This window comes from Pseudochryseolinea flava (genome assembly GCF_003286915.1).
Lineage (GTDB): Bacteria > Bacteroidota > Bacteroidia > Cytophagales > Cyclobacteriaceae > Ohtaekwangia > Ohtaekwangia flava.
Genome location: NZ_QMFY01000002.1, coordinates 386,589 through 404,621 on the forward strand (window position 1 = coordinate 386,589; position 18,033 = coordinate 404,621).

Annotated in this window: 16 protein-coding genes and 1 riboswitch; of the genes, 4 read left to right on the plus strand and 12 right to left on the minus strand. The window is 42.6% G+C overall.

The features are described 5' to 3' along the window. Positions 1–49 precede the first annotated feature (49 nt). The gene (locus tag DQQ10_RS06865; RefSeq protein ID WP_112746081.1) at positions 50–919 is read right to left on the minus strand and encodes a 5'-3' exonuclease; all 870 of its coding nucleotides are present in this window, start codon (positions 917–919) and stop codon (positions 50–52) included. A 192-nt stretch (positions 920–1,111) separates the two neighbouring features. On the opposite strand from DQQ10_RS06865, the gene DQQ10_RS06870 reads away from it, so the two are divergent. Further along, entirely contained in the window at positions 1,112–3,040 is a 1,929-nt protein-coding gene (locus tag DQQ10_RS06870; protein WP_112746082.1) for a tetratricopeptide repeat-containing sensor histidine kinase, read from the plus strand. 29 nt (positions 3,041–3,069) lie between these two features. Here the strand turns inward: DQQ10_RS06870 and DQQ10_RS06875 are convergent, their stop codons facing one another. From DQQ10_RS06875 to DQQ10_RS06885, 3 genes are all read right to left on the minus strand, one after another. Then, entirely contained in the window at positions 3,070–3,696 is a 627-nt protein-coding gene (locus DQQ10_RS06875; protein ID WP_221409687.1) for a TolB family protein, read from the minus strand. 230 nt (positions 3,697–3,926) lie between these two features. Continuing rightward, on the minus strand, positions 3,927–4,370 hold the full coding sequence (locus tag DQQ10_RS06880) for a GNAT family N-acetyltransferase (protein WP_112746084.1): 444 nt from the start codon (positions 4,368–4,370) through the stop codon (positions 3,927–3,929). 2 nt (positions 4,371–4,372) lie between these two features. Further along, positions 4,373–4,990: a hypothetical protein gene (locus DQQ10_RS06885; RefSeq protein ID WP_221409688.1), complete on the minus strand. Its 618-nt coding sequence runs from the start codon at positions 4,988–4,990 to the stop codon at positions 4,373–4,375. A gap of 98 nt (positions 4,991–5,088) precedes the next feature. Between DQQ10_RS06885 and pdxR the strand changes: the two genes are divergently transcribed. After that, entirely contained in the window at positions 5,089–6,474 is a 1,386-nt protein-coding gene (gene pdxR, locus DQQ10_RS06890; protein WP_112746086.1) for a MocR-like pyridoxine biosynthesis transcription factor PdxR, read from the plus strand. A gap of 20 nt (positions 6,475–6,494) precedes the next feature. On the opposite strand, the gene DQQ10_RS06895 is transcribed toward pdxR, so the two are convergent. The 3 genes from DQQ10_RS06895 to DQQ10_RS06905 form a co-directional block, all read right to left on the minus strand. Continuing rightward, positions 6,495–7,073 carry an NAD(P)H-dependent oxidoreductase gene (locus DQQ10_RS06895; protein WP_112746247.1) on the minus strand — a complete coding sequence of 193 codons (579 nt, stop codon included), beginning with the start codon at positions 7,071–7,073 and terminating at the stop codon, positions 6,495–6,497. A gap of 56 nt (positions 7,074–7,129) precedes the next feature. Beyond that, a complete protein-coding gene (locus DQQ10_RS06900; RefSeq protein ID WP_112746087.1) occupies positions 7,130–7,693 on the minus strand; it encodes a Crp/Fnr family transcriptional regulator in 564 nt (187 codons plus the stop codon). Between the two features lie 69 nt (positions 7,694–7,762). Next, complete coding sequence (locus DQQ10_RS06905) at positions 7,763–10,486, minus strand: TonB-dependent receptor (RefSeq protein WP_245970310.1); 2,724 nt, start codon at positions 10,484–10,486, stop codon at positions 7,763–7,765. Positions 10,487–10,749: 263 nt separating this feature from the next. On the opposite strand from DQQ10_RS06905, the gene DQQ10_RS06910 reads away from it, so the two are divergent. Next, on the plus strand, positions 10,750–11,520 hold the full coding sequence (locus DQQ10_RS06910) for a hypothetical protein (RefSeq protein WP_112746088.1): 771 nt from the start codon (positions 10,750–10,752) through the stop codon (positions 11,518–11,520). Positions 11,521–11,603: 83 nt separating this feature from the next. Here the strand turns inward: DQQ10_RS06910 and DQQ10_RS06915 are convergent, their stop codons facing one another. Next, positions 11,604–12,716, minus strand: coding sequence for a fatty acid desaturase family protein (locus DQQ10_RS06915; RefSeq protein ID WP_112746089.1), 1,113 nt, complete (start codon positions 12,714–12,716; stop codon positions 11,604–11,606). A gap of 451 nt (positions 12,717–13,167) precedes the next feature. Next, a complete protein-coding gene (locus tag DQQ10_RS06925; RefSeq protein ID WP_112746091.1) occupies positions 13,168–13,584 on the minus strand; it encodes a DoxX family protein in 417 nt (138 codons plus the stop codon). 112 nt (positions 13,585–13,696) lie between these two features. Between DQQ10_RS06925 and DQQ10_RS06930 the strand changes: the two genes are divergently transcribed. Continuing rightward, positions 13,697–14,035 carry a winged helix-turn-helix transcriptional regulator gene (locus DQQ10_RS06930; RefSeq protein WP_112746092.1) on the plus strand — a complete coding sequence of 113 codons (339 nt, stop codon included), beginning with the start codon at positions 13,697–13,699 and terminating at the stop codon, positions 14,033–14,035. A gap of 11 nt (positions 14,036–14,046) precedes the next feature. On the opposite strand, the gene DQQ10_RS06935 is transcribed toward DQQ10_RS06930, so the two are convergent. From DQQ10_RS06935 to DQQ10_RS06945, 3 genes are all read right to left on the minus strand, one after another. Further along, positions 14,047–14,847, minus strand: coding sequence for a hypothetical protein (locus DQQ10_RS06935; protein ID WP_112746093.1), 801 nt, complete (start codon positions 14,845–14,847; stop codon positions 14,047–14,049). 5 nt (positions 14,848–14,852) lie between these two features. Next, positions 14,853–15,704, minus strand: coding sequence for a phytanoyl-CoA dioxygenase family protein (locus DQQ10_RS06940; RefSeq protein ID WP_112746094.1), 852 nt, complete (start codon positions 15,702–15,704; stop codon positions 14,853–14,855). 204 nt (positions 15,705–15,908) lie between these two features. Then, positions 15,909–16,011, minus strand: a riboswitch (SAM riboswitch). Between the two features lie 162 nt (positions 16,012–16,173). Further along, positions 16,174–18,006: an NPCBM/NEW2 domain-containing protein gene (locus DQQ10_RS06945; protein WP_112746095.1), complete on the minus strand. Its 1,833-nt coding sequence runs from the start codon at positions 18,004–18,006 to the stop codon at positions 16,174–16,176. Between the last annotated feature and the right edge of the window lie 27 nt (positions 18,007–18,033).

Genomic DNA, 18,033 nt, shown 5'->3' on the forward strand with positions numbered 1-18,033 from the left:
AGGTTGTAGACAATGTTTAAATTTTAAAAGATCACCAACGCGTTGGTCGCTATTTGCCTTGCAACTTATTCGACAAATCGATGGCGCGTGACAATAATTTTGGTGATTCAAATTTCGAAGCGAACGACTCAAACGCGGGAGTCGGACCACGCCACTGAAGCTCGTCGACGTCATCAAACAACAATGCATCCGTTCTCAGCGTGGCAAGTCGTTTGAACAGTACTGCGTGCTCTCTTTTTTCGCCGAGTACCTTCGACGGGAATTTTTCAATAGCCCCATATTGATTTAGAAGTTTGGCAGCACCTGTTTTTCCAATACCATCAATACCCGGATAGCCATCGGCACTATCGCCCACCAACGCAAGAAAATCCGGTATCAAATGTGGCGGAACACCAAACTTAGCATGTATTGCTTTCGCATCACGAATGACTTTTGCGCGTCTATCGATTTGAACAACACGATCATCTTGCACACATTGAGCAAGATCTTTGTCGGGCGTCCAAATACAAACCTTAGCAACGCGAGAATCTTCGTTTGCTATTTTTGCCGCCGAAGCCAAGGCATCATCGGCTTCTAATTCAACCATAGGCCAAGCCGTCACACCCATCGCTATCAGCGCTTCTTCTAGTGGATGAAATTGCTTCCACAACGCACGCTCAATACCCGCACCTGTTTTATAGCCAGGCCACAATTCATTTCGAAAAGATTCTATAATATGATCAGTAGCCACACCGATATGTGTTGCGCCTTCATCAATCATTTGTAAAATTCCATTTAGCACACCGACTAAGGCCCCGAATGGTGTGTCCTTTCCTTTGTTAAAACTACGCAACCCGTAAAAATGACGATACAACTCGTAGGTCCCGTCAACGAGATGAACGATAACTGTCGGCTCACTTTTTTTCTTTCGTTTTCCCATAACACCACTACTACATTGCTACATTTACGCTAAACAAGACCATCCGTGTGGATACGTCCAAAGATAACGAAACAATATAAGGAGAAGTTTATGGGCAACGTAACATGATGGGAGTACTAGGGTAAAAATCACATATCGAAGAAAGCATTATTACATTATATTTACACGTTGTTTGAAGCCACATTAACCTCAATGCCTCGTCTTCTCGTTCACATTCTCCTTTGGTGTCTGGTTAGCGCGACGCCCGTTGTTCTACACGCTCAAAAGGTTGACAAAATTAACCGCCTGATGTTGGAATTGCCGACTGTTAAATCAGACACAGCAGAGATTCGGATCCTTCTCGAATTAGCAATGGCTTATGAGGGTTTTCAAATGGATTCCGCGATGACATATGCCGTTAAGTCTTTAAACAAATCGGAAGCAGTCAAAAACAAAAAAGGCCAAGCCGACGCAACATTGCACATTGGCCGATTGAAGCGTGATCAAGATAACGCAGTAGAAGCATTGCAACACATGTTCGATGCTTTAGCGCTATATCGAGAAATTCGAGACAGCGTTCAAATAGCGCATTCACTCAATGATATCAGTATTGTGTATGCCAACTCAAACGATCCACAACAGTCACTTACTTATTTCAAACAAGCCCTGGAAATCTTTCAACAGATGGGCGATGAAAAGGGTGAATCATATGCGCTCAATAATATCGGTATTATCTATCAAGATCTGAACGACGATGCTACTGCAAAAATATACTACTTAAAGTCGCTTAAGATCAAGATAAAGAACAATGACCTTTATGGAATTTCACGCGGCTATTCCAACTTAGGCTCTATTGCACAAACGGAAAAGCAATGGAATGAAGCGATGACCTACTACAAAAAGGCAGATAGTATTTTTTTGTTGACAAACGACATGCAAGGTCGCGGGCAGACGTATCTCGCCATGGCGCGTGTAAGACAAAATCAGGGACAATTAGGAGAAGCGCGTAAACTTGCTGTGCAAGGGTTTGAGATTGCGAAAACAGTGAATGAACTTTCAACGATGTTACGATGCAGTAAATTCATTGCAGAATTTGATGAGAAGGCAAAAGATTATAAATCATCCCTTGCTTACCAAAAAATATACAACGACCTCGCCGATAGCATCGACAATCAAAATCATGAAGCTGCGGTAGAAGAACTAAAGACCAAATTCAATGTAGAAGAAAAAGAAAGAGAAATTACGCTTCTTAAAAAAGACAAAGAGCTGCATGAAGCCAATGCAAGAAACAGCACGTTGGTCAGCTATGTACTTACGGGGGGAATCCTTGTACTCCTAATTCTCTTAAGTGTAATCTTTTATGCCTATCGAACGACCAGAACAGCACGTGACCGACTAGCCAACAAAAACGCAGAAATTGAGCAACAGAAAAATGATCTCGACAGGCTTAACAAAGAAAAAGATCGTTTCTTTTCTATCCTCTCGCACGACCTGCGTTCACCACTAGGCGCCTTGAAAGGTCTCTCCTATTTACTGGTTCATCATGCCGATATTTTAACAAAAGAAGAAACAAAAGATATCAAAGAAAAAATTGACGTATCACTCGACAACCTAACAGCACTCATCAACAATATCCTGGATTGGTCTGTCACCACGTCAAAGAAACGTCAATGGACATTTGATAAACTCGACGTCACCGCGCTGATTGAGAAAAACATTGGACTCTACCAAGCTATTGCTGAAAATAAAAGTGTTAGGCTAATACATCCGATCGACAATCAAGTTGTTGGATATGCCGATTATCAAGCCATTGATACAGTGCTAAGAAATCTACTATCGAATAGTATCAAGTTTAGTCATCCCGATAGCGATGTCACGATTACGGCTTCAATTGACGGAAACCAGGTACTGATCTCTGTGCACGATCAAGGAATCGGAATACCGGAAGACTTACAGGAAAAGTTATTTACCATGAGCGGTGACGTTACGCAAGCAGGAACCAATAATGAAAAAGGCACGGGCATCGGTTTGCTTTTATGTAAAGAACTGATGCGCGAGAACAACGGTGACATTTCTGTAAAGAGTAAACCAGGAAAAGGAAGCGAATTTTTTGTTTCACTTCCCATCTACGAACACGTCTAGCCATCGGACTGGCTACTCAACATTTGAGACTATTTGATCGTACTGCGCTTCAACGCTTTCGTAATCGCCGTCTTCGACACCCTTCGTATCTCCCCACCGCTGCTAAAGTAAAAGTACTCGTCCTTTGAAATATAGGGACAGAAATCTCGTAACGATGTATTAACCTCAACGCCAAGATGAACAGGATCAAGCCAGCTTCCTTTCCGCTGCGAACAATACAGGTCTGCCTTACCCAAGGAATTATCCCTCCCACTACTGGCAAACACCAATTGGTCGCCGTCAGGGTTAACAAAAGGATCGTACTCCGAATGACGAGTATTCACCTTTTCACCTAAGTTCACAGGAACATCAAACACCCCATTTTTAAAGGGGGCCATGTAAAGATCTTCTTCACCGAAGCCACCTTGTCGCGACGACGAAAAATACGCGTCGCCTTTGGCAGTGAATGAAATGTAATATTCATCAAAGGGTGAATTGAGTGACGCAACGTTCACAATGGGTTCCCAACTCCCGTTGCCAAAAGAAGTCTTCCAGATATCATAGTCCTTCGTTGTATCGCGCGCATTGATTGGTCTGTTCGATATAAAATACAATTCTCCCAGGGGAGAAACTGCTGGATCGGCATACGAAAATCCGTCACTACAAAATGTAAGCATGACGGGTTTCGACCAATTACCATGAGACCGAACCGTGACAAACAATAACGTTCTCTTACTAACGGTTCGGGAGAAATAAAATGATTGTCCGTCGTTAGAAAAACATGCATTAAATTCATTGCTATCGGTGGACACTATTCCTGGCAAAAATATTTCCGGCGCGTCCAACTTTTCTTGTGCTTGTATTAAGAAACAGCACAAGCAGCAAATCAAAATTGAAAAGATCAAGATCAATCGTTCCATGCGTAATAATTGTGATCGTTGTCCATTTCAAATCCGAGGCGTTGATAAAGTCTGTTTGCAACAAGATTGGTTTTCGCTGTTTCTAGAACCAATCCGCAAGACTCTGTTTCGCGCGAAAAGTATTTTGCTGCATCCATTAATGCTACTGAAGTACCGGTACCCCTATGCGCGGGAACAACGAAGAGATCATTGAGTAACCAAAGCCTCCGCATACGTGTAGACGAAAATATCGGATACAATTGAACAAATCCCGTAAGCTCGCCTGTATTTGATCGTGCTAAGAAGATAATCGACTCATGATTTCGCATACGCTCGTGCAGGAACCGCCTGGCGCCATGAAGGTCGCCAGGCTTTCCGTAAAATACACGGTAATCGTTAAACAAGACACATAGTTCTGCTATATCATTTAATGTTCCTTGTGTAATCACCATACCTATTTAATTCGATGTGAAACGTTGGTTAGATTCATTTCCCAAGTTTTGCCATTGTCTTGAGAAAATGCTTGACTCCATACTGGATTGTTGGCGTCGGTTTTATCCCACTTGAACATTACTAAAATCGGCTTGCCTTCAAAAATATCTTTGCAGTAGAAGGTACCGACATTACCATCGAACGATCCCACTACTGGCGGATCCATGATACCGAGGTTGCTATCGACCCAATACAAACTCCACAGTTTTGTCTGCGGATTGAACAGTCGCAACGTGACACCTTCGTAGGGTGTGTTATCCACCTGATTGTAAGATGTCCTGTAGAAATCAAGATTCCCAAGTCCATTTAAAATCGGTCCCAAATTCTCGTCCGAAGATTTATACTCGATCCATTCCGTACAATTATTCAATCGACATTTCAACCGGCGGTTATCCATCGTCCATTTGCCTGTAAGAAAATCGAAGTCCGTTTTGGAAGATCCAGCCGATGCCGTGATAACAAGTTCACCATGTTGATCCACGCGAGCATTCACCATTTTAAAATCTTTGGGAATCTGAGCAATTGCCTCGAATGATACGGAGAGGAAGCATATTAAGCACAGTAGTAATAGATTTTTCATAACGTTTATCATATTATTTTGTTTGACATGCGTAAAACTACAATAGCTTTGCACCTAGTATTGGATGCATTTTTGATCATTTTAATGGGTGCAGATTTATGATACCAGTAATTCATCACGGCAAAAAATCGCGTTATCAGCAGGTCTACGAATTCTACCGAGAAGCCATCCTCTCGCAAAAATTACACGCTAACGAAAAGCTTCCGTCATACCGATGGCTTGCAGCGGAGTTGGGTGTTGCAAATAATACGATTATACAAGCCTACGAGCAACTCGTGGCTGAGGGTTATGTTCGGAACGAACAGCGCCGTGGCCTCTTCGTCAATAAGATCGCTATTAGAGATTGGCAATTGCACAGCATGACAGAAGCAACTGCAATACCGGCCGAATCGAAACGAAAGAAAAAGATTCCGTTTAGCGCTTCTGTGCATTTGGTTGACCAGGGAAACTTCCCTGTCAAGCAATGGCGAAAATGCAGTAACTGGGCACTAGATAATATCAGCTTTCAATATGAGGAGTATGAGAATGACGAATCGTTAAAAGAACAGCTCGTCAAATATTTATACAAATACCGTGGCGTCAAGACCACATCCGCGCAACTCATTATTGGATCTGGCGCAAGTTCACTTATGTTTTGGCTTGCGTTCGTTCTTCGCAAACAATGTAGAAGAATGCTCATGGAAGATCCGGGTTACGCCCGTATAAAAAATCTATTTCTTGAGTTTGACTATCAAGTAAAACCGATCACCGTACAAGACAACGGCATCGATATCATGGCGCTTAAGAAAACAAAAGCAGACTTGCTATACTTGACCCCATCCCATCAATACCCTACCGGTGCAGCAATTCCCGTGAACCATCGCCTTCAAATTCTCGATTGGGCCAAACGGAATAATGCATTCATAATTGAAGACGATTTCGATTGTGAGTTCCGCTACAAAACTAAGTTGATGCCATCTTTACAAGCGCTTGATGGCGCGAACAACGTCATCTATGTTGGCACGTTCTCGAGTGCATTAATGCCATCCTTACGCGTCGCCTACATCGTAATTCCACCGCAGCTGCTAACGGAAATCCAATCTTTTAAGCACCTTACGAACACTGTTCCCTTCTTTACACGCAAGACACTTGCGCTCTTTATGGAACACGGCTATTGGGAAAGTCACCTTCGTAAAATGGGAAAAGTCTATCGACTAAAATATGAAGCTTGCATCGCCAAACTAAAAACATTGCCCAAGCAACGCATCCGCTTTAACGATACACCGTCGGGCTTAAACATATTCTTAAAAATTTTCACCACCATCAGTGAATCCGAAGTAGTTCGTCGTGCTGCTGACCAAGGTATTCTCGTGACACCAGGAAGTCAGTTCTATCATGTTAGGCAAAAACTTAAACACGTCGAAATCCTTTTTGAATTTGGAAGCATCCCAACAGATGAAATCGAGCACGTCATCCAAAAATTATACAAAGCGTGTTTTCCTTAATCACGCATCGTTTGCCCCTGTTAATGACCTTTGGTTCCTAACAAGAAGACCTTCTCCAACCAGCGCTTTCGGAATTTTTCGGTCGAATCCTTAATAGGCGCAATGTATGTCACCTTCACAGGACCAACGCCACAAAGTTCTAGTGTACCTTTCTTGAATTGATTGAGCGTTGGACTTTTCATGATAAGCCAATCGTACCATCTTGGTGTATCGGCCGTAACAATGATGTGACCCGATTTTCCCTTCCATAATTTTTTTGGAAATGGATTTCCTTCTCGCGGTTGAAAGGCGATGCCCGGCAAAAACACGCGGTCAATGAAACCTTTCATGATTGCGGGACTTCCATACCACCACATCGGGAAAACCCAAACGAGGTGCTCTGCAGCTTCAATCTTTTCGATAGCCGTAACCAGGTCTGGCTCAAGCTCCGTTCTCTTACGGTAACCAAAGCCGAGGTTGGGATTAAATTGTAAGTCAACAATATTAATTTCAGACACCTGCGCTTCCGTTTTGCTCAACCCGCTCTTATAAGCGTCGAGGAGCGCGGCATTGTAACTCTGCTTATCTGGGTGTCCATTGATGATCAATACCTTTTTCATGTTTACTTTTTTGGGCAAAGAAATCATGACATGCACCGATTGGAAAGGACAAATGTCTAAATCGAAATAGACTTTCTGATTCTGCTGAGGTGTCGCTGCGTAATGCCTAGATAGGAAGCTAGGTAGTTCAAAGGGATCATCTGAAGATACTCCGGGTTCCGCTTGAGTAAATCTTTGTATTTCATTTCAGCCGTCTCCGTCAGCAAAGAAAAAATGCGTTGCTCCATCCGTATAAACTCTTGTTCAGCAATCATCTTCGCAAGCCGAAGCCAATTCACGCTGGATTGTTCAAGCCTCATGAATACGTCGCGAGGAATACAAATCACGTCTGCGTCTGCAATTGCATGAATATTCTCTACCGTTTTATGTTGCGCTATAAAAGACGAATACGCCGTCATAAAATAGTTGGAAAACGTAAAGCAGTACGTAACTTCATCGCCGAGGGCATTGTGATAGTACGATCGAAAGCATCCGGACTGAACAAATCCAACGGTATCGCATACCTGTCCTTCTCTGATAAAGAATCCACCTTTCTTAAAACTTCTCTTCTCACCAGATTTCTGAATCGACGCTATCTCCTCGTCCGTCAGAACACCGAATGAATTTAAGAATTGTTCCATGATAAGATGATTTTGAAAACCATCGCTAAAATTACATGAAACTTCCCTCGAATTTCAAAACTCTATAGGCTATTTAAATTGACTGAGTCGATAGGTGACCGTGAGAAGGTAATATCGTTGCAGTACATTAACCTGGCTATCCTCGATGTAGGTTTCAGTGATCTCGCGACGAATGCTATTATTCCGATTAAGAATATCGAACGCATTAAATTTAACCTCTAGCGCTTCGTTCTTTAAAAACTTATACCCGAGCCCCGCATTCCAATACCAAATACTCTGATCAAGGCCGGCAGATAATCCGAGATACGCATTATTGCTTACGTTCGTCGTAAAGACAAAACCTTTCCAAAACAACCAATTGAGCCGAGCGCTGGACACAAAGTTCCAATAGTTATTGTTCGCTTGACGTTGTAAGGAGTTTTTTACAATGGTATAATTGGCATTCGTCGATACCGTAAAATCGATACGCTCATTGATGTTACTGCTCAACACAACAGACTGATTAAGCGCATAATTCTTTGCTACGTTTCGCTGTTGGTTGATCAACGCCGGTTGATTATTGAAATTGATGCCACTGCTGACATTCATATTCGACTTCAAAACTTTCAACGGAAAGCCATATGTTACCAATCCACGCAAGCTATAGTAACCATCGACATTTACCGGATAGGACAATTGCGTTCCTCTTGCAAGCGGTATATCATTCACCGTTGTATCGTTACCGGCGATGATCGATGTATTTGTAATGTAGTCATTAACGAAATTCGCGTTGACAAGCATTAGTAAACTTGTAGACTTCTCGATATTGGAGCTACCATAGCGAACAGAAATATTTTGATTAAAATCTTGCGCTAGATTCGGATTTCCTGTGCGAAGAAAAAGAGGATTTCGATTATCAACTACATTTTGCAGCTGCGATATCGATGGTGCGTTTGACGAGGACCGATACTGCACGCGTATGTTTCTGGTGTTTGTAAATTTGTAATTCATAGAAAATTGAGGAACAACATTTGTAAAGCTCCGATCAACGGATGCTTCATAAGGAAATAATTGATCGCTCTTCAATTGAGCATGCTGAAAATTAACCGTTGAATTGAAGTTAAACTTCTTGACATTATATCGGTACCCGATTCCACCACGTTGATTGATGTACGTATTATCGAAGGTATTCGTCAGTAAAGAGTCGAGCGTTTGCGTGTTCGACTCCGGATCGTTGTTATAGGTCAATTTATCAGAATCACTTTTACGAAAAGAGGGCGAATAACTAATCTGAATCTGTCCCCGCTTGCCTACCGGTTCTGTGTAATCAATCGACGAAGATATCACGTAAGACTCCGATGTGTTATCAGAATTTTGATTAACAATCATCGTTGTATCCACTGAAACATCCGTCGAAGACAGTATTCCATTTCCATCCGACTGATTCATTTCCGTGGTAACATTAACAGACAAAGATCTTCCACGCTTGGCAAAGCGATGCCGAAAAAGAATGCTGTTAGCAAAGTTATAACCTTCATTCTCCGAACGATTTGCATTATCTAATGCACGTTCAAATGCGTCAGATTGAGATTCATAATTTCCGAAAAGTCGTGACCGCGCGTTATTATTTTGAAAACTAAAACGCGGCGTAAGGATGAGTGTGTTAACAGAATCAATTTGATATTCAAGTCGAAAATTCGCGCGATGATTAAAGTTTCTATTATTCGCACGGCTATCTTCCTGGTATACCAAGCCGCTATCACGCGACGTTATGTATTGCCTGTCTATAACAGAAAGTCTTTCATTAATTGTATTGTTAAAGAAATAGCTACCACTGACTTTGATTTTTTTACTCCATTCGTCGATGTAGTTCAAGCCCACCGCGTGTGTCGTCGAGATTCCACTTTGTTGCCCTATCGAAAAATTATTTCCACCACCGCCTCTACCGCCACGACCGCCACCGCGATTTCCTCCGCCAGATGAACCCATCACGCCAAGAAGGTCTTCGTTGCTAAAGTTCTGCTGATTCACATTATTGCTTTGACCGATCACTGAAAGTTTACGTGCGCCTTTAAAGGAATTTACATTTCCTCCCGTCGCGTATAACCCATCGTTACTTACACCCGCGTACAATCTCCCAAACACACCTTGATTACGTCCCTTTCTTGTAACAATGTTAATCGTCTTTTGCGTTTGTCCATCGTCAAAACCCGTTAACTGCGATTGCTCACTCATCCGATCGAACACTTCGACCTTCTCTATAATTTCCGCTGGAAGATTTTTCATGGCGAGTGTAGCGTCGTCGCCAAAGAACTCTTTGCCATCAACGAGTACCTTTTGTACTGCTTCACCTTGTGCTTTGATTCCAGTGTTATCAGACGTAATTCCCGGCATCTTGCCAATGAGATCTTCCGCAGTTGCATCACGTGTTACTTTAAAAGCATTCGCATTATATTGAATGGTATCACCCTTTTGTTCTACCTGAATGGAAGCACCTTGCACTACTACACCGTTCAACATTGTCGACGATTCACCTAACGAAATCGTTCCGAGATCAACAGAACCGTCATTCACTTCGAATTTGATTTCGCGTGATGTATAACCCACATAAGAGATCACAAGCGTATAATGCGTGGATCGCACGGGGCTGAAATTAAATTTCCCATCAGTATCTGTTACTGTACCACGTTGATTTAGACTATCTCTTGCTTGTAACAACCGAATAGAAACCCCAATGAGCGGTGACTTATTGGCACTATCGAGAACGATCCCGGAAATGCTGCGTTGTTGCGCCGTGGCTGATATAGAAATCAAGCAAAAGAAAAACACGGCGGTGGCGATACGTTTAAACACCTTCAAAGGAAGCAAAAAAAGAAAAAACGATCGATCCCGTTGGTAGAATAATAGGCGGAAGATGTCGAATGTTTAAAGGCTCGTTGTCACAACAGCGTTCAAGTGCGCTAGTCAAAAAAAGGGAATCGACACATATTCCTTACGTCTCAGGTCATTTGTGAAGTGAAAAATTTTGATAGTCATGCTGAAGGCTTATTTTAGTATGAACAAGAACCGTTTAAACAATGAAAACAAACTATCTACGTTACGCGCTCCTACTAACGTGTAGCGTCGCATTTATGCAATGCTCAGACGATGAACCGGAGAAAACGCCGATCTGTTATGTAACCAAGCTGCCTTTAGACGACGGTACACTACTTTTCACGTACAATGACGATCATCAAATTACAACTGCCAAATATGAGGATGATGACAACCCAGACGGAAAATACAGCCGTACCTACGAGTATGCTAGCGGTAAACTATCCAAGGTGAATTACCTCTACAACGACGTTGTTACCAATTATAGAACGTTCGGTCATGAAAGTGACAAAATAATCGAGAACGTTTTTTACAAAAATGGCGAGGGTGAATTCGTACTGGACACACGGTACTTTCACTACATCAAGAATAACCGCATCGTTAGTAGAACAACAGCTCAAAGCTCTCAAGATTTTGTTACGAGTGACTCTGCTGTATACACGTATGATAGCCAAGGGCAAGTGATTACAAAAATTGAATATTACGACAATAAAGGAGAGGTTCAGACAAAGACCGAAATCATGTATGATGGAAAAGTCAGTCCATACTACATTAGCGCTACGACCGACGGCGACAACTCTTACTTCGACAACACGAATCTGAGCACGCAAAATGCTACGAAGTTCACGTATTCAGGTCCGGGGTGGACAGAAAGTGAAACCTTCACCTATACTTATGATGCCGATGGCAAGACACTCTCACGTAAGGCTGAGTGGGAAGATACAGCCCGTGAAATAACCTGGGCCTGCGAATAGTATCCCCCAACCTCTATAACAAAAAAGAGACTCACCCAAAATATAGATGAGTCTCTTTTTTTTATAGTTACATTTCACACATATTACTTCAACTGAGCACCTACCAGCTCGGGCCGCATACCCAACTGACGAAGCAATCGCGCGTGACCTGCCAGTGCTGAAAGAAATGTTTTTGAAGTTTTATATGGCAATCCGAATTCGTGTGCCGTGGATTTTACAATAGATGCAATTTTCGAATAGTGCACATGGCAAATATTTGGAAACAAATGATGTTCAATTTGAAAATTCAAGCCACCCACATACCACGAAAACCATTTGCTGTTGTTGCCAAAATTTGTGGTCGTGAGGAGTTGATGTATCGCCCAATTGTTTTCAAGCGTTCTGTTATCGTCCGGGAGCGGAAACTCTGTTCCTTCGATAACATGGGCTGGTTGAAAGACAATGGCAAGGATGAATCCCGCGATATAATGCATGATCAAAATACCGATTACAATCTGCCACCAGACCAGCGATGTGAGCACAAGAGGAATCACAAATATATACCCTATGTAAATAATCTTAGTAGAAAAAAGAACGGCCCACTCTTTCACAATGTTTGCCTTTTGCGCTTTTATCATCCCATTTTTTTGATAACGGACAAGGCGCGTGAAATCGTTTATACACAACCAAACAATGGTAAGAAGTCCATATAAAAACCAGGCATAAATAAATTGATACTTGTGAACACGTTTCCAATTGGCATGCGGTGTTAGACGAAGCGCACCACGCGGCCGAATATCTTCGTCTTCTTCATGAACATTGGTATACGAATGATGCAAGACGTTGTGCTGTAACTTCCAGTTAAACGATGTTGTTCCAAGGAGATTAATGGAATACCCAATCAACGTGTTAATCCATTTCTTTTTCGAATACGCACCATGGTTCGCATCATGCATTACAGACAACCCAATACCAGCTTGTCCAAGTCCCATCAAGATGGCCATGGCCAACAGACCAACAACGCCCATGGAAGGATTGGACAATATCAGAACATAAGGAACAAAATAAAGCAAAAACATCACGATAGTTTTCACTACCATTTGATGATTACCATGCCTTGCAATATTGTTGTCTTTAAAATATTCATTCACACGCTTATTCAACGTGGCAACGAAATCACGATTCGTGGAGGCAAATTTCAGGGTCGGTTTTTCCATGGCGGTCTTTGGGTGTTTATAACTACAATCAATCTCACCTTCAATCATTCAACAGCATTTACAGCCAGCGCTACCCGAACAGGGCAGAAAACTTATCAAGGGAGTGGATCACGTACTAACGTGCGGCTCGTACATTTGGTATTGGCAAACGATGTTATTGTACGACACCGTCAAATTGCGGAACTAACAAATACTTTGTTACAAAACGAATTATTGATCTCTCCACAATTCAACGGATCGAAGGTACTACTTAATCTTCACAAATCCGAAGAACTCATTAGCGATCGACCGCAACGACAGATGTACTGAAGCGGCGCAGCACACATCATTATTGCTGCAGCATCTTCATTTCACGGATTAAATTACTATGAAAAAAGGCATGCAAACCTATTTTTACGCCACGTACGGGCCATTAGCATTTTAATTCTGCTTTATCAGAAAAATCATACGTTTAACAGAATCTTAATAGATCAACGGGTGCGTTCCATCGCTTCCACGCAACAAAAGCTGCGATAAAGCCAACGACAATATTGATACCGATTTCAGACCCTTCGCCACGTTGAATATGAAAAATACTTGCGCTGATCATCAATGCAACGATGCCGGCACCTGAGATCGCCATCGCATTAAACCGTCCAGCAAGTTGTAGCGGCAATACTATTCCGACTGCACCGAGCAGATCGACGCCTCCTATAAATCGTACAAACGCCGGAGGTACTTCGCCTGCCCATGCCCACATCTTAGATAGGTCTTCAATCGGCATCAATAACTTCATGGCTGCGCCACTTAATAGCAGTAGCGCCAATACAATTTGCAGTGACCAAAGTATGATCTGCGGTACGCGTCTTTTGTCAATTTTCGTTGTCATAATTCAGTTGTGTTTTATACAAACGTATCTATATTACTATCCATTGGAAAGCATTTAACCATCTGATAGTGCTATCCAACAGGATAGTATTGACCGATTAAACCGATAATTGATGTTAACACGCGAAGGATGCCCGAAAAATGTACTGGCGATAAAAGATGCGCTCGAGGCGCTTGAAGGAAAATGGAAGCTGCTTATCCTATTTTCATTGGCTTCTGAACCAAAGCGTTTTAAGCAGCTGACCAAAGAAGTGTACGGCATTACCGATAAAACATTGTCGAAAGAGCTGAAGAGCTTAGAGGCAAATAAACTTATTACGCGTGCCGTATTCGACAGCTTTCCCCCGACTGTCGAATATAGCATTACTGCGCATGGAAAATCCCTCGAGCGACTAATGGATGAACTTCATCGATGGGGACTCCTTCATCGAAAGAAAATATTTGGCAAATGATTGCGAGCGTCTTAAATCAATTGGAGGATGTGCGTATAGTCGGTGAACAAGTAGAAAAAATATGCATTGAGTACGATTGCATATAACCAAAACAAAAGCGTTTGCCTTGCTGTCAACAATTTAATCCTGATGAGCCAAGGAAAGAAAAAGTATGCAACAGCAAGCGCAAACAGCAATGACAACACCGGCCAGCGATATCTATCTTGTAGATAATTTTCGAGGTAGATTATCACCGCCACCACAGCCGCGGTGAACAACGCTAACGCAACCCAGTATCGAAGCGAGGCAAGTGTCTCTCCTTCTGCAAGATCGATCGCAATCAAGAGCAGTGTAACAACCAGTCCTGGCACAATCACTGCGAGACGCCATGCGTTATCAATGGAGAAGTTATTGATGCCCACATAAATGATGAGCAATGAGACAATGCCTTCGAGGACTGCTTTGCCCACAATTCGTGTACGTGAATGCGATAAGAAAAAAACATCCATTCCTAGTGACGCAATACCATAAATAGATACGAGTACAAAGAGTACCACGCCGACTTGTAGTGCCGAAAAAACAGCAGCAAGGCAATATAACCCTGCTGCTATAAACCAAACACCCAATGTTGACTTTTCAATTTGATTACGTCGTAAATTGAATACTGCTTCGAATCCGGTAACGGCTCCATAAAGTAATATGTACACGATAACAAGTATCCAAACAGATCGCGCTGGATTTAGATTCGGAGAAATGGCAAGCACAATCCAAAGCAAAGGGAGTTGACGGGCAACCAATATCGCAAACCGATTGCCCCACGATGCAACATTCATATTCGCTATGCCTCCACTTGTCTAAGTACCGGAACAAGCTTCTTAGATTTTGCTTTACCTACTAACGGTAACAGGTGCAAATACAAAGGCGTGCTGCTCTTTTCAGATTTCGGTTTGAACTTCCCCACCACCATCGGCACATACATTACACGTCTTCTGCTTTTTGCACCAAAGAACGGCGATGGTGCTACCCGATGCCATATGCGACCGTCGTGAATAACAAGGTCACCCGCTTTCGCTTCAACCAGAACTTCGTTTTCATCGGCATCTCTGTTCATATAATATTTCTTTTTGAAGAGTAAGCTGAAAAGATTTTGTTTATGCGTTTTCGGCAGTATTCTCAAACCACCCTGATCCGCACCGGAGTCGTCAAGGTATAAACCAATGTTAAGCATTGGTGACACTTTTTTGCCGTAGAAAATATCACGCGCACTGTCTGTGTGCCAGCCCATGTGAGAAAAATTAGATCCTTCCGTATTCACATAGTGGTTGAATACAACGCCATCATTTTCATTCAATCCAACGCGCGCACCTTCTGGCATTAAGACTTTCAGAGAATTGATGGAAGCACTATTGGCAAATTCATTGACTTCATGGCTATGTTGATTCGTAAACGCAAAACGTTGTACGATGGTATTTCCATTTTCATCCACACCATACTTGATGGGAATGCCGTTGATTTTATCAACACCATTTTGAATCCATTGACGCTGCACCGTTTCTGTTGATCTTATGATATTGTCAACGGTGTCTCGGTTTACAAAACCTTCAAAGTGTATAAACCCATTCTCTTGAAAGAATGCTATCTGTGTTTCATCTAGCGATCCTGTGAAAGTAAATTTTTTATAAGTAGACATGTTATTGCTGTTTAAGGGTAGACAATTTTTTCCCTGCACCATGCCTTTTTGACGCGGTGAAGAGCCGTTAAATAAATTTTATTAAGCCGTTATGCTTATGAGGTGGGCACTAACAACAACAGCAACACATTCGTGTGAGGAAGGCGGTAAAAGCGTGGGGTGTTTTTTCGCAGGCGTGATCGATTTTTGTTTTCATGTGACTTTAATTTATAGTTCCTGGTGCTCAGGTCAGGTCGTAGCACTTATTAATTCTTTAATGTTGCTAGAGGTTCTTCGAGCCTGTTCTCTCCCCTCTTCTTTATAAACATGATGCAAACATAAACAAAATTCCAATTAACACAACAATATCTATAGATTTTATAGAGATTAAGCAAAAAATTTTCATTCCTTGAAAAGAGCTTGTTGTTATTCACACTAAAAGGCGCTTCTTCTTCCTATGAGGCGATTTGATTCGCATTACATCGATCTGCTATTGCTTAATTCGATAGAGCCCCGCACCGTGCTGATTGATGATGGGAGCAAATTCGTGCGTGATTACGCCGAGTTCCTTGCCGGACCACAGGTCTTTGATTGTTGCAGGCTTCGAGATCCCCAACGATTTTAACGGTATGGCTATTGGTCGCGACACTGGGGGCATCGGTCCGGATGGATTTTCTGTGTAGACGGCAAACTTCATTGAAGCACCCGTATTTTGATCAGCCGCCGCCTTATCCACGCCAACGAAAGCTTTCAAGCGCGTGTATCCCGCGGGCACATCAAACTCGATAATTGAATTGGAGTGCGTCCCAATTCCATTCTCATAATGTGTTCCGTTTACAATCAACGGAACGTCCGATACACCACGATTGACTTTGGGTTTCGCCCAACCTGCTGTTGCTTTCACCCAAGAAAGCGTCGTCAACGCCAAGGAATCTTTCCCGTTATACAACGTCGGCGCTATCCAATCGGCATGATCCCAATCGATATTGTCACCCGCGTCTGTCACAACTAAATATAATTTTCTGGCACCCATCAAGTCGACATCAATCCTCAGTCCCTGACCTTTCGTGTTCCGATCGATTTTCGGTGTAACGAAAAGAGCCTTCCCCTCGATAACCTCGACTTGATCCATCGTATTAAACACCGCGAGATATTTGTCTCCTGTTTTCGGATCGTCAGCTACCCAGATCGCGTAGTCTTGGTTTCGAATGAGTTCCCGATTGTTCACACTGTATTTAAGAACATCTAACACATCTTTATTGGTAAGTAACGCGTTGGTGAAAGCGTCGTTGCTCGGAAGGTCACCCCCGAACATCAACGGCGATTTGAAAATCGACCAGAGCGTCATCATTGTATACTGTTCATCTTGAGAAAACGCTGTCATCCGATCATCACCACGTTCCCCACGAATGGAAAGTCTTCCCATTGGAAGCATGTCGCCATCGGGGTAAGCACCAGATACTCGGAATTTATTCCAGCGACTGAACACCTCGAAATGCTCTTTCAATTGTCGCCAACTATCCCAAAAATCTCCTACTGTGCGCCACATGTTTGCATGCTGCTGTACATGAGAAGCATGCGCAATCGGCGTTTCTCCTGGCGAAGTACTGAGTACTATTTTACGACCAGTCCTATCAATCGCACGTCGTATCATTTCTACTTCCTCGGCGAAATAAATGGGCGATGAAAGATCATCTACTTTTACGAAATCCAACCCCCATGATGCATACAACTCAAAGATCGAATTGTAATATTCTTGCGATCCGATTTTTCCAGGAACAATTGTATACATGTCGCGAAGCCACGTGCATTGATCTGCTTTAGAATAAATATCATTCGCAGTAACGGACGTGCCCTTAATCGGAAGCTTTCTATCAACAGCAATTGTCGGTATACCGCGCATGATGTGAATACCAAATTTCAAACCTAGACTATGAATGTAGTCCGCCAACGGTTTAAATCCTTTACCATTCGCAGAAGATGGGAAACGATTGACAGCCGGGATGAATCTTCCATACTCATCGATTGAATATTGTGGATCCGTTTGATTGTAACCGTGCGCTTTATCGTTCGCGACGTACCAACGAATATCAACGACAACATATTCCCAACCCGACGATTTCAGATGCTTTGCCATGTAGTCAGCATTCGCCTTTACTTCTGATTCAACAACTGTCGGACCGTAACAATCCCAACTATTCCAGCCCATCGGAGGTGTCGCTGCCCATTGATGAAAATCTGTAGATTTCTTTTGCCCAATCGTATCCACATGATGCAATACAATCACCCCCACCAATACTGCCTTCCAAATATATTTTGTCATATCACAATTTCTTTAAACGTATGCACG